This is a genomic window from Streptomyces atratus (assembly GCF_900119365.1).
Classification (GTDB): domain Bacteria; phylum Actinomycetota; class Actinomycetes; order Streptomycetales; family Streptomycetaceae; genus Streptomyces; species Streptomyces atratus_B.
This window is the reverse complement of the sequence record NZ_FPJO01000026.1, coordinates 51368-63723: the sequence shown is the minus strand read 5'-3', so window position 1 is coordinate 63723 and position 12356 is coordinate 51368. Positions and strand designations below refer to the sequence as shown.

The window sequence follows — 12356 nt, the reverse complement described above, 5'->3', positions numbered from 1 at the left end:
ACAGACGAAGAAGCAAAAGCAAGAGCAGTTCTGCCCTCATCGTCTAGTGGCCCAGGACGCCGCCCTTTCAAGGCGGTAGCACGGGTTCGAATCCCGTTGGGGGCACGCACAACCTGTGCGACACTTAGTCGCACAAAGCTTGGTCCTGTGGAGCAGTTTGGAGTGCTCGCCACCCTGTCAAGGTGGAGGCCGCGGGTTCAAATCCCGTCAGGACCGCTGCAGCTTTCATGAGCTGCGTGGCTGGGTAGCTCAGTTGGTACGAGCGATCGCCTGAAAAGCGATAGGTCGCCGGTTCGATCCCGGCCCCAGCCACCACCCGAAGGCCCCGTCCACCGGACGGGGCCTTCGCCGTGTCAGGCCTCTTCCCGGTCCGCCGAGTTCGCGCCGTCCCGGCCGCGCCACGCCCGTACCGCCAGCACCAGCAGCACCACCGCGACCACGGCCACCAGCGCCATGGCGTCCGGCACGTGTTCGCCGATGCGCTGGGCCCACTGCTCCACGGCGAACGAATCGTCCACGTCCAGCAGTCCGGGCAGCGCCGTCGTCCCGTCGTACGCGAGGAACAGCGCGCCGAGACCGATGAAGAAGAACCCGGACAGCAGGGTCGTGGTGTGCAGCTCGAAGCGGCCGAGCCGGAAGGCGCGGCCGCGCAGCCAGGCCCGGCGGCCCAGGTCGAAGCGTTCCCAGAGCAGCGCGAGCAGAAAGAGCGGGACCGCCATGCCCAGGGAGTAGACGGCGAGCAGCAGTCCGCCGTAGACCGGGCTGCCGCTGACCGCCGCCACGGTGAGGACGCTGCCGAGGATCGGGCCCGCGCAGAAGCCGGCCAGACCGTAGACGGCGCCCAGTGCGTAGACCGATACGGCGGTGGTCGGGCGGATCCGGCCGCTGAGGGCGGCGATCCGGCGCGAGGCGAAGCCCAGACCGACGATCTGGGCGATGCCGAGCGCAATGATCAGCCAGCCCGCGCCGAGAACGAGCGCGTCGCGGTGGCGGTAGAAGAGCCGTCCGGCGTACGAGCCCGCGGCGCCGAGCGGGACCAGGGTGGTGGCCAGTCCGGCGTAGAAGATGCCGGTACGGGCCAGAAGGCGCGAGGTGGAGTCGATGGAGTAGGCGAAGAAGGCGGGCAGCAGCAGCGCGCTGCACGGGCTGACCAGGGCGAGCAGCCCGCCTAGGAAGGCCGCGAAGTAGCCGATGTCAGCGGTCATTTCGCGTCGTCCCCGGAGCCCTGGGAGCCGTTGCCGCTCTTGGCGTCCTCGGTGTTGCGGGCCTTCTCGGCCGCCGCCTCGATGGCCGCGGTGAAGGTCTCCATGGGCTGGGCCCCGGCGATCGGGCGGCCGTTGATCAGGAACGACGGGGTGGAGGTCGCGCCGATTCCGTACCCCTGTTCCTGGTCCTTGCTCACAGCTGCGGAGGCGGCGGCGCTGTCCGCGTCGCGGGCGAACCGGTCGAGGTCGGCGACCCCGGCCTGCTGGGCGAGCGCCTTCAGCCGGTCCTTGCCGAACCCCTTCTCCTTGGCCCCCTCGGCGTACGCGGCGGCGTGGAACTGCCAGAAGCGGTCCTGCTGCCCGGCGGCCCACGCGGCACGGGCAGCGGCCTCGGACTCGGCGCCGAAGATCGGGAAGTTGCGCCACTCGATGCGCAGGGTGCCGTTGTCGACGTACTTCTTGACCAGGGCGGGTTCGGTGTCGCGGGCGAACTTTCCGCAGTAGCCGCACTTGAAGTCGGCGTACTCGATCAGGACGACGGGCGCGTCGGCGCGGCCCTGTGCGAGCTTGTCGCCGGCGTCGCGGCGGGCGAGCTTCGCCAGCTCCGGATAGACGCCCGCGTCCGGGTCGGCGGTGACGTCGGCGACCGAGGAGGAGCCGGAGCCCGAGTGGTCGGGGGCGGTGGCCCGGTAGGAGACGAAGCCGAGGAGCGCGGCGGCGAGGACGACTCCGGCGCCGTAGATCAGCGGCTTTCTGTTCCTGGGCGAGGGCTTGCGTGCGGACGTGGACGTGGACGTGGACTTGGGCATGCGGGACTCCGTGCTGGTGAGGCGGAAGGGAAGAGAGCGGCCGGGTGGGGACGGCCGGCTACACCCTCAGCACGGAAAGCTCGACGGGGGTGGGAGCGGCGGGCGCGGGGGCGCGCAGTTTCAGCCGCACGGGTGGGTGGACCGGGACCTGTCCGGTGGCGGCGGGCAGGCCCCACTCGGCGAGGCCGGGCGCCTGGTCGTACGCGGCACGGGCCCGGCCCGGGAGCGCGGGTTCGCCGTCGTGCTTCCTGGTCCTGCCGCAGCCCGGCGTCGGGTGCCGGTCGGAGTCCGTCGCCACCACCGGGGCGTCCTTGTCCGTCGCGGCGGCCACGACGGCGGTGGCGGACGCGGTGGCGGACGTGCCGTCGGCGGGGGCGGTCTTCCCCGGTCCGCAGAACAGCCCCAGTACGACCGCGAGCACCGCCATCAGGCAGCACCACTGCGTACGGGACACGGCGACCGGCCTTTCCGGACAGGGGCAACGGGTGGTCAGCTGCCCGAAATGGTACGTGCTGTGATCCCGCGCCTCCGCGCGGTGCCCAGGGGTGATCCGGACCGCACGAAATGTGTTCGCCGTTCGTCGGGCCCGGGTGAGATCCTGGGCTCCGTATGTCTACTTCCTTCGCTGATCTCCAGAACCGGCTCGGACAGATCTCGCTCCGCGACGCGCACCGGCTCGGCCGCCGTCTCGAAGGGGCGCGCCGCATCCGTAAGCCCGAGGCCCTGCAGTCCGTGCTGGACGAGATCGCCGCCGAGGCCGGAAAGGCAGCCGAGCGGCTTTCGCTGCGTGCCGCGCGGATGCCCGCCGTGTCGTACCCGGAACAGCTCCCGGTCAGCCAGAAGAAGGACGAGATCCTCAAGGCGATACGCGACCACCAGGTCGTGATCGTCGCCGGGGAGACCGGCTCCGGCAAGACCACGCAGATCCCGAAGATCTGCATGGAGCTGGGGCGCGGTGTCCGGGGCATGATCGGGCACACCCAGCCGCGGCGGATCGCGGCCCGTACGGTCGCCGAGCGCGTCGCGGACGAGCTGAAGACGCCGCTGGGCGAGGCGGTCGGCTGGAAGGTCCGTTTCACCGACCAGGTGAACCCCGACGCGACATTCGTCAAGCTGATGACGGACGGCATCCTGCTCGCCGAGATCCAGACGGACCGCGAGCTGCGCGCGTACGACACGATCATCATCGACGAGGCCCACGAGCGGTCGCTGAACATCGACTTCCTGCTCGGCTACCTGGCCAGGCTGCTGCCCAAGCGCCCGGATCTGAAGGTCGTCATCACCTCGGCGACGATCGACCCCGAGCGGTTCGCGCGCCATTTCGGCGAGGCGCCGATCGTCGAGGTCAGCGGACGTACGTACCCGGTCGAGGTGCGGTACCGGCCTCTCCTGGAGGAGGAGGGCGACGACTCCGACCGCGACCAGATCACGGCGATCTGCGATGCCGTCGACGAGCTGCAGACCGAGGGTCCGGGCGACATCCTGGTCTTCCTCTCCGGCGAGCGGGAGATCCGTGACACCGCGGACGCGCTGAACAAGCGCAATCTCCGCCACACCGAGGTGCTCCCGCTCTACGCCCGGCTCTCGCACGCCGAGCAGCACCGGGTCTTCCAGCGCCACACCGGTCGCCGGATCGTCCTGGCGACCAATGTCGCCGAGACCTCGCTGACCGTCCCCGGCATCAAGTACGTGATCGACCCGGGCAACGCCCGGATCTCCCGCTACAGCCACCGCACCAAGGTCCAGCGGCTGCCGATCGAGCGGATCTCGCAGGCCAGCGCCAACCAGCGCAAGGGCCGCTGCGGCCGTACGTCGGACGGCATCTGCATCCGGCTGTACTCCGAGGACGACTTCCTGACCCGTCCGGAGTACACCGACCCGGAGATCCTCCGCACCAACCTCGCCTCCGTCATCCTCCAGATGACCGCGGCCGGCCTCGGCGACATCGAGAAGTTCCCCTTCATCGATCCGCCGGACCACCGCAACATCCGTGACGGCATCCAGCTCCTCCAGGAGCTCGGTGCGCTGGACGCGGAGGAGAAGTCCCCCCAGGAGGGGAAGAAGGGGAAGCGGCTCACCCAGCTCGGCCGCAAGCTCTCGCAGCTGCCCGTGGACCCGCGCCTGGCCCGCATGGTCATCGAGGCCGACCGCAACGGCTGTGTCCGCGAGGTCATGGTCATCGCGGCGGCGCTCTCCATCCAGGACCCGCGCGAGCGGCCCGCGGAGAAGCAGACGCAGGCCGATCAGCAGCACGCCCGCTTCAAGGACGAGACGTCCGACTTCCTGGCGTTCCTGAACCTGTGGCGGTACATCCGCGAGCAGCAGAAGGAGCGCGGCTCGTCCAGCTTCCGCCGGATGTGCAAGCAGGAGTATCTGAACTTCCTGCGCATCCGCGAATGGCAGGACATCTACGCGCAGCTGCGCACGGTCGCCAAGCAGATGGGCATCCAGCTCAACGAGGAGGACGCGCCGGAGCAGTCGGTGCACACCTCGCTGCTGTCCGGGCTGCTGTCGCACATCGGTCTGAAGGACACCGAGAAGAACGAGTACCTGGGCGCGCGCAGCGCCAAGTTCGCGATCTTCCCGGGATCGGCGCTCTTCAAGAAGCAGCCGCGGTTCGTGATGTCGGCCGAGCTGGTCGAGACGTCCCGGCTGTGGGCGCGGGTCAACGCCAAGGTCGAGCCGGAGTGGATCGAGCCGCTGGCCCAGCACCTGCTCAAGCGCACCTACAGCGAGCCGCACTGGGAGAAGGACCTGGCGGCGGTGATGGCGTACGAGCGGGTCACGCTCTACGGGGTGCCGATCGTCGCCCAGCGCAAGATCAATTTCGGCCGGATCGACGCCGAGACCTCCCGCGATCTGTTCATCCGGAACGCCCTGGTCGAGGGCGACTGGCGGACCCACCACCAGTTCTTCCACGACAACCGCAAACTGCTCGGCGAGGTCGAGGAACTGGAGCACCGCGCCCGGCGCCGCGACATCCTCGTGGACGACGAGACGCTTTTCGACTTCTACGACCAGCGGATCCCCGAGCACGTGGTCTCCGGGGCGCACTTCGACTCCTGGTGGAAGCACAAGCGCCGGGACGAGCCGGACGCGCTGGACTTCGAGCGCTCGATGCTCATCAACGAGAAGGCCGGGGCCGTCACCAAGGACGACTACCCGGACTCCTGGCGCCAGGGGAAGCTGAAGTTCAAGGTCACGTACCAGTTCGAGCCGGGTGCGGACGCCGACGGTGTGACCGTCCACATCCCGCTCCAGGTGCTCAACCAGGTCACGCCCGAGGGCTTCGACTGGCAGATCCCCGGTCTGCGGGAGGAAGTGGTCACCGAGCTGATCCGCTCGCTGCCCAAGCCGATCCGTCGGCACTACGTCCCCGCGCCGAACTACGCGGACAAGTTCCTGGACCGGGCGGTGCCGTCCGCCTCCGGCAGCCCGATGTCACAGCAGGAGCCACTGCCGGTCACGCTGGCCCGGGAGCTCCAGCGGATGGTCGGCGTCCCGGTCTCGGCCGACGACTTCGACCTGAGCCGCGTCCCGGACCACCTGAAGATCACGTTCCGGATCGTCGACGAGCGGCGCCGCAAGGTGGCCGAGGACAAGGACCTGGAGGCGCTGAAGCTCCAGCTGCGCCCGAAGGCCCGTCAGGCGCTCTCCAAGGCCGCGGCGGCCACCGCCGGGCCCTCGGGCGAGTCCATCGAGCGTTCGGGCCTCACCGACTGGACGATCGGCACGCTGAACCGCGTCTTCGAGACCCGCCGGGCCGGCCAGCCGGTCAAGGCGTACCCGGCGCTGGTGGACCAGGGCGGGACCGTCGCCGTACGGCTCTTCGACACCGAGGCCGAGCAGCAGCAGGCGATGTGGCTGGGCACCCGGAAGCTGATCATGCTGAATGTCCCGGTGAACCCGGCGAAGTTCGCCTCCGACAAGCTGACGAACCAGCAGAAGCTGGCGCTGTCCCGCAATCCGCACGGCTCCATCCAGGCGCTGTTCGAGGACTGCGCGACGGCGGCCGCCGACCGGCTGATCGGCGCGCACGGCGGGCCGGCCTGGGACGAGGAGTCGTTCCGGAAGCTGTACGACAAGGTGCGCGCCGACCTGGTCGCCCTGACCGAGCACACGGTCAAGCAGGTCCAGCAGGTGCTGGCCGCCTGGCAGGCGTGCGAGCGGCGCCTGAAGGCCACCAACAGCCTGGTCCTGGTCAACAACGTCACCGACGCCCGGGACCAGCTCGCGGCCCTCGTGCCGCCGGGCTTCGTCACGAAGACCGGGCTGCGCAGGCTGCCCGACCTGATGCGCTATCTGGTCGCCGTGGACCGCCGGCTCCAGCAGATGCCGACGGCCGTCCAGCGCGACACCACGCGCATGGAGAAGGTCCACGAGATGCAGGACGAGTACGCCTGGCTGCTCGAACAGATGCCGCAGGGCAGGCCCGTACCGCAGGAGGTGCTGGACATCCGCTGGATGATCGAGGAGCTCCGGGTCAGCTATTTCGCCCATGCGCTGGGGACGGCCTATCCGGTCTCCGACAAGCGGATCGTGAAGGCGATCGACGCGGCGGCGCCGTGAGAGGGCCCGCCCGGACAGGCCGATCCGACCGTGACGGAGTCGCCACCTTCAGTGAGTTCGACCTGAGCCTCTGACCTGCTGTACAGTCTGTCTTCGCAGCCAGCCGCAAGGCAAGCAGCGAAAACCTGGTCCTGTGGAGCAGTTTGGAGTGCTCGCCACCCTGTCAAGGTGGAGGCCGCGGGTTCAAATCCCGTCAGGACCGCAATGATGAAAGCCCGGATCCTTCTGGATCCGGGCTTTCGCGCGTCTTGACTCCGGCAACTGCCGACGAGTAGTCAGACAGCAGAGGCCGCCACTGTTCCCCCGGAGCGGGGCGGCGGTCCACCGGGAGATGGCGTGCATGACGGTGTCCGCCATGCACGAGACCCGCGCGCTCCCGCACGCCCACCTGGCAGCCGCTTCCGGCTCCGGCCACCTCACCCGCCACTGCCCGGTCCGCCATCGGCTCCTGCGGCTCGCCATGGAGCCCGTGACGGCCCGCCGGACCGATTCCACCCCCGGGCCGCCGACCCCGCTCCCGGGGCGCCAGGACGGCGCCCTGGGAGCCGAGGACGAAAGTCCCCCGGGAGGGTGACCAATGGCGAGGCTTTCCGCTTCCCGGCGGTGGCAGGCTCGTATCTGACAAGACTCGCGAGATGTGACGGGAGTCACCGAAAGAGTTTTGCGAAAGGGTGACTTTACACCCTTCCTACAACTGGCGAATTTAATATGTGCAATTGCACTGCCCGGACGGGAGCACTCGGGGACCATTCCAACCACCCCGGCCCGGCCTTGCCGGGGAGTCCGGAACACTCCCGAACAGACCCGCTCAGGCCCGCACGTCGCCCCGGCCGTACCCGACCGGACGCGCGGTTCCGACACCCCCGGCACCCCCGGCAGCCGCGCCCGGCCTCCGGGGCCGCGTGGATACCGGCACGTGGGCACAAAAAAGATCGCGCTGGACCCGGCGGAGTCCAGCGCGATCGAATGACGCACCCGTATTGCACAGGTATGGCGCCCGTTGGGGCGGGCGCCCGTCATTTGGAGCCATGGGCGGGCCTGTACGGGTTGGGGGACCCGGAAGCCCGGTTGTTGCGGCGTGACAGGGGTGTGTCAGGCCTCGCTGCGCTGCTGCGGAATACCCGCAAGCAGTGCGCGGACCTCTGCCTCGCGGTACCGGCGATGTCCACCGAGCGTGCGGATGGACGTGAGCTTGCCCGCCTTGGCCCAGCGGGTAACCGTCTTCGGGTCCACGCGGAACATCGTGGCAACCTCAGCCGGGGTCAGCAGCGGCTCGGCATCAGGGGTGCGAGCGGTCATGAGCGGCCTCCTCGGGAGAACCGAACAATCTCGGTTCTTTCCTCTAAATTCTGCACCTTGACCCGCGTTGCCCGAAATGACGGACGCGGGCCGAGTCGGTTATAGGACGAACGGCTTGTCCTCGGCACTACAACTACACCATCCGTCCAGCCGCGTCGGCCAAACCGATGGAATTGCCCTCCCAGGTGCTCATCAGCGACGGAAGCCGATGGACCATGCCATAGCGGACAGTCACTCCGCCGTGACGATCAGTCACAGAGCGATCAGGAGCCATCAGACCCCCCATAGAGTGCAATGTCGAGCATTCCGCCCTTAGTTGGGCGGACGGAACCCTCCCCGGGCTCCTTGTCCTATTTTGGCATGAGGAGTAGGGAAGGGCGCAAGGGCCCAGTTAGTGCTATCCATCACGCTTGAGGCAAAGGCCCGGTTCGGGACGTAGGTCCCAAGGCCACAGGAGTACGCTTCCGCCTCTTCGTTCCCACGCGTCACACAGGACACAGGGACAGACGCCGATATCGCCCCGTCAGTTCGCGAACTGACGATCCCTTACGGAACGCCAGCGCTCCGCCAGCCGGCTGTACGCCTCGCCCGCCCCCTCGGTGTCGCCGGTCCGGAGCGCCGCGAGCCCCTCGGCCACATCGGCGGCCGACCGGTCCCCGGCGAGCTGCTCCGCCGGCAGCGCGTGCACCAGACCGCCGTAGTCCAGCTCGACCAGCGCACGCGGATGGAACTCCTCCAGCCAGCGCCCCACGTCCACCAGCCCCTCGGTCAGCCCGCCCTCGTCCACCGAATCCCGCAGCGTCTTCAGCCCCCGGGCCAGCCGGCGGCGGGCCTGCACCATCGGCGTCCGGTACCGCAGCACGGGCCCCGCACCGTCCTCACCCGCCTCCACGTACTCCCGTTCCTCGTCGGAGAAGAGCACGAACCACCGCACCGGCACCTGCCACACCGAGGTACGGATCCACGGCCGGGCGTCCGGGTTCCGCTCCGCCCACCGCTCGTGGTCCACCACCGCCTGCCCGCGCACCACCGGCGGCAGCACCGCGTCGAGCACCGGCGCGGGGAACATCTCCGTCAGCTCCTCCAGCGCCAGCCAGCCGCGCAGCCTGGTCCGCCACGGGCAGACGCACACCACCCCGTCGACCTCGGCGACGAACGCGTCCCCGCTCTCGTGCACCGGCACGGCGGCCGGCGGGGTGGCCACCAAATCGGCCAGCGAACGGCGCAGTTCGTCCTGTGCCGTGGGCATCCGGGCCCGCCCGGCGTACCGCGCCCAGTGGGCGCGCTCGGGCTCCGGGAAGGCGGCCAGCGGCTCGTACACCCGGAGATAGGACGCATAAGGGACGAGCACCGAAGACACCACCGACATGCAGCAGATCGTGTCACGCCCGTACTCCGCCGGGGGGTGATCCTGAGCACTGGAACAGATCTACGTCCGCGTAGGACTTACCCTCGTGCCCAGTCGGACCGGCCGTGACGGCCGGTCCGCGGCCCTCCCCACCTTCAGGAGGGTCCTCGCCGCTTCGTACTTGGGAGTCACCACAGTGACCGATGTGACCGACGGCGTCCTGCACACCCTGTTCCACTCGGAACAGGGTGGCCACGAGCAAGTCGTGCTCTGCCAGGACCGTGCCAGCGGCCTCAAGGCCGTCATCGCCATCCACTCCACCGCCCTGGGCCCGGCCCTCGGCGGCACCCGCTTCTATCCGTACGCCTCCGAGGAGGAGGCCGTCGCGGATGCCCTGAATCTCTCGCGCGGCATGTCGTACAAGAACGCCATGGCCGGCCTCGACCACGGCGGCGGCAAGGCCGTCATCATCGGCGACCCCGAGCAGATCAAGTCGGAGGAACTGCTGCTGGCCTACGGCCGGTTCGTGGCCTCGCTCGGCGGGCGTTACGTGACCGCCTGCGACGTCGGCACCTATGTCGCCGACATGGATGTCGTCGCCCGCGAGTGCCGCTGGGCCACGGGCCGCTCCCCCGAGAACGGCGGCGCCGGCGACTCCTCGGTCCTCACCGCGTTCGGTGTCTTCCAGGGCATGCGGGCCTCGGCGCAGCACGTCTGGGGCGACCCGACGCTGCGTGGCCGAAAAGTGGGGGTCGCCGGGGTCGGCAAGGTCGGTCACCACCTGGTCGAGCATCTGCTCTCGGACGGCGCGGAGGTCGTGATCACGGATGTGCGGGAGGAGTCCGTACGCCGGATCACCGGGAAGCACCCCCGGATCGCCGTCGCCGCGGACACCGACGCACTGATCCGTACCGAGGGCCTCGACATCTACGCCCCGTGCGCGCTCGGCGGCGCACTGCACGACGAGAGCGTCGCGGTGCTCACGGCCAAGGTGGTGTGCGGTGCGGCCAACAACCAGCTCGCGCATCCCGGCGTGGAGAAGGACCTCGCGGACCGGGCGATCCTGTACGCGCCCGACTACGTGGTGAACGCGGGCGGTGTCATCCAGGTCGCCGACGAGCTGCACGGCTTCGACTTCGACCGGTGCAAGGCCAAGGCGTCGAAGATCTTCGACACCACGCTGGCCATATTCGCACGTGCGAAGGACGACGGCATTCCGCCGGCCGCCGCGGCCGACCGGATCGCCGAACAGCGGATGGCCGAAGCCCGCCGCCGCTGACGGTGGCGGACGCGTCACCCCGCGTCCTCACCACCGTGGACCGTCGACCCGCCGACCGGCGAGACAAGACTCACGCCGGTCGGCGGGTCGCATGCCAAGAAGAGGTTAAAATCGCAGTTGACCAGCGAGGACGGGGCTTCTCGCCGGTCTCCTTCCGGGGCGCGTGATGCGGGCGGCGTACCGTATGGCCGCGGAAGCAGGTACCGTTAAAGCCCTACGGGCACGGTCTCTCAACCGAGAGTCCGTCCTGAAACATGAACGCGTGTCAAGACTCTGGGGCCGTCGAGCCCCGTCACCGAGGGGGTCGAGCCATGGGGCGCGGCCGGGCAAAGGCCAAGCAGACAAAGGTCGCCCGCCAGCTGAAGTACAGCAGCGGCGGGACTGACCTGTCGCGTCTGGCCAATGAGCTGGGCGCATCGCCTTCGAGTCAGCCACCGAACGCAGAGCCGTTCGAGGACGACGACGAGGAAGATGACCCGTACGCACAGTACGCGGATCTGTACAACGACGACGAGGACGAGGACGAGGACGACAAGTCCGGTCCGTCGTCACAGCGCCGCGGCGCTTGACCTCGCGCTGACACATCAACCCGGTCCGGGCCTGTCCCGGACCGGGTTCTGTGCTGCCCCGGCCCGGTCCGGCCGCCTGTGCGGGAGCCGGTTTCCCCGAAGCCTTCCCCGACCGCCGGATCTGCTGGGATCCCGGCGGCCGAGGATGTAGCGGACACCGGGTTCGCCCCGGTGTGCCCGCCCGTGTCTATCGCGCGTACCCGCCGACGAGCTCCGCACCCGAGGTGTGTGCCCCACGCTCGGTGATCTCGCCCGCGACCCAGGACTCGACCCCGCGGTCGGCCAGTGTCGTCAGTGCCACGTCCACGGACTCGGCCGGGACGATCGCGATCATGCCGACGCCCATGTTCAGCGTCTTCTCCAGCTCCAGCTGCTCGACCTGTCCCGTGCGGCCGACCAGGTCGAAGACCGCGCCGGGCGTCCAGGTGGAGCGGTCGACCCTGGCGTGCAGTCCGTCCGGGATGACCCGGGCCAGGTTGTTGGCAAGGCCGCCGCCGGTGATGTGGCTGAAGCCGTGCACCTCGGTCGTGCGGGTGAGCGCCAGGCAGTCCAGCGAGTAGATCTTGGTGGGCTCCAGGAGTTCCTCGCCGAGCGTGCGGCCGAACTCCTCGACCTGCCGGTCCAGCGACCAGCCGGCCCGGTCGAAGACCACGTGCCGGACGAGCGAGTACCCGTTGGAGTGAAGACCGGACGACGCCATGGCGATCACCACGTCACCCTTACGGATACGGTCCGGGCCCAGCAGCAGGTCGGCCTCGACCACACCCGTACCGGCGCCGGCGACATCGAAGTCGTCCGGGCCGAGGAGGCCGGGGTGCTCGGCGGTCTCGCCGCCGACCAGGGCGCAGCCCGCGAGGACGCAGCCCTCGGCGATGCCCTTCACGATGGCCGCGACGCGCTCGGGGTGCACCTTGCCGACGCAGATGTAGTCGGTCATGAAGAGCGGCTCGGCGCCGCAGACGACCAGGTCGTCGACGACCATGCCGACGAGGTCGTGGCCGATGGTGTCGTACACGCCCATCTTGCGGGCGAGGTCGACCTTAGTGCCGACGCCGTCGGTGGCGGAGGCGAGCAGCGGACGCTCGTAGCGCTTGAGGGCCGAGGCGTCGAAGAGGCCGGCGAAACCGCCGAGGCCACCGAGGCCCGCGACCTCGGGGCGCTGCGTCTTCTTCACCCACTCCTTCATCAGCTCGACGGCACGGTCGCCGGCTTCGATGTCGACGCCCGCTGCCGCGTAGGAAGCACCTGTTGTCTCAGACATTGCCTGGGATCTTTCGT

The 12356-nt window shown here is 69.3% G+C and carries 10 protein-coding genes and 4 tRNA genes; 8 read left to right on the top strand and 6 right to left on the bottom strand.

Annotated elements, in window-relative coordinates; translation table 11 throughout:
- Window positions 1–32 precede the first annotated feature (32 nt).
- The 3 genes from BT364_RS31215 (at window position 33) to BT364_RS31205 (ending at window position 315) form a co-directional block, all read left to right on the top strand.
- A tRNA-Glu gene (locus BT364_RS31215) sits at window positions 33–105 on the top strand.
- A 36-nt stretch (window positions 106–141) separates the two neighbouring features.
- Window positions 142–216, top strand: a tRNA-Asp gene (locus tag BT364_RS31210).
- Between the two features lie 22 nt (window positions 217–238).
- Window positions 239–315 (top strand) — tRNA-Phe (locus BT364_RS31205).
- Between the two features lie 38 nt (window positions 316–353).
- On the opposite strand, the gene BT364_RS31200 is transcribed toward BT364_RS31205, so the two are convergent.
- Genes BT364_RS31200 through BT364_RS31190 form a run of 3 tightly spaced genes read right to left on the bottom strand, consistent with a single transcriptional unit; the run spans window position 354 to window position 2468 of the window.
- Window positions 354–1205, bottom strand: a complete 852-nt coding sequence (locus tag BT364_RS31200) for a cytochrome c biogenesis CcdA family protein (protein ID WP_072488586.1) — start codon at window positions 1203–1205, stop codon at window positions 354–356.
- Window positions 1202–2014 carry a DsbA family protein gene (locus BT364_RS31195; RefSeq protein ID WP_072488585.1) on the bottom strand — a complete coding sequence of 271 codons (813 nt, stop codon included), beginning with the start codon at window positions 2012–2014 and terminating at the stop codon, window positions 1202–1204. Before BT364_RS31195 ends, BT364_RS31200 begins: the two co-directional genes overlap by 4 nt.
- A 58-nt stretch (window positions 2015–2072) precedes the next feature.
- Complete coding sequence (locus BT364_RS31190) at window positions 2073–2468, bottom strand: hypothetical protein (protein WP_072488584.1); 396 nt, start codon at window positions 2466–2468, stop codon at window positions 2073–2075.
- A gap of 155 nt (window positions 2469–2623) precedes the next feature.
- Here BT364_RS31190 and hrpA point away from each other — a divergent pair, with 155 nt between their 5' ends.
- The 3 genes from hrpA to BT364_RS31175 all read left to right on the top strand — a co-directional run bounded on the left by hrpA (window position 2624) and on the right by BT364_RS31175 (window position 7157).
- Window positions 2624–6583 (top strand): ATP-dependent RNA helicase HrpA, encoded by a 3960-nt coding sequence (gene hrpA / locus BT364_RS31185; protein ID WP_072488583.1) that lies wholly within the window; start codon window positions 2624–2626, stop codon window positions 6581–6583.
- Between the two features lie 127 nt (window positions 6584–6710).
- Window positions 6711–6785 (top strand) — tRNA-Asp (locus tag BT364_RS31180).
- A 153-nt stretch (window positions 6786–6938) separates the two neighbouring features.
- On the top strand, window positions 6939–7157 hold the full coding sequence (locus BT364_RS31175; RefSeq protein WP_371268669.1) for a DUF6274 family protein: 219 nt from the start codon (window positions 6939–6941) through the stop codon (window positions 7155–7157).
- Window positions 7158–7675: 518 nt separating this feature from the next.
- Here BT364_RS31175 and bldC read toward each other — a convergent pair.
- Together bldC and BT364_RS31165 are read right to left on the bottom strand one after the other, a co-directional pair.
- Window positions 7676–7882 carry a developmental transcriptional regulator BldC gene (gene bldC, locus BT364_RS31170; RefSeq protein ID WP_003949541.1) on the bottom strand — a complete coding sequence of 69 codons (207 nt, stop codon included), beginning with the start codon at window positions 7880–7882 and terminating at the stop codon, window positions 7676–7678.
- A 523-nt stretch (window positions 7883–8405) separates the two neighbouring features.
- The gene (locus tag BT364_RS31165; protein ID WP_072488581.1) at window positions 8406–9251 is read right to left on the bottom strand and encodes a DUF8083 family protein; all 846 of its coding nucleotides are present in this window, start codon (window positions 9249–9251) and stop codon (window positions 8406–8408) included.
- 175 nt (window positions 9252–9426) lie between these two features.
- Here BT364_RS31165 and BT364_RS31160 point away from each other — a divergent pair, with 175 nt between their 5' ends.
- Both BT364_RS31160 and BT364_RS31155 read left to right on the top strand, forming a co-directional pair.
- Window positions 9427–10509, top strand: coding sequence for a Leu/Phe/Val dehydrogenase (locus BT364_RS31160; protein ID WP_072488580.1), 1083 nt, complete (start codon window positions 9427–9429; stop codon window positions 10507–10509).
- 311 nt (window positions 10510–10820) lie between these two features.
- On the top strand, window positions 10821–11078 hold the full coding sequence (locus BT364_RS31155; RefSeq protein ID WP_072488579.1) for a DUF3073 domain-containing protein: 258 nt from the start codon (window positions 10821–10823) through the stop codon (window positions 11076–11078).
- 187 nt (window positions 11079–11265) lie between these two features.
- Here the strand turns inward: BT364_RS31155 and purM are convergent, their stop codons facing one another.
- Complete coding sequence (purM, locus tag BT364_RS31150) at window positions 11266–12339, bottom strand: phosphoribosylformylglycinamidine cyclo-ligase (protein ID WP_072488578.1); 1074 nt, start codon at window positions 12337–12339, stop codon at window positions 11266–11268.
- Window positions 12340–12356: the final 17 nt, after the last annotated feature.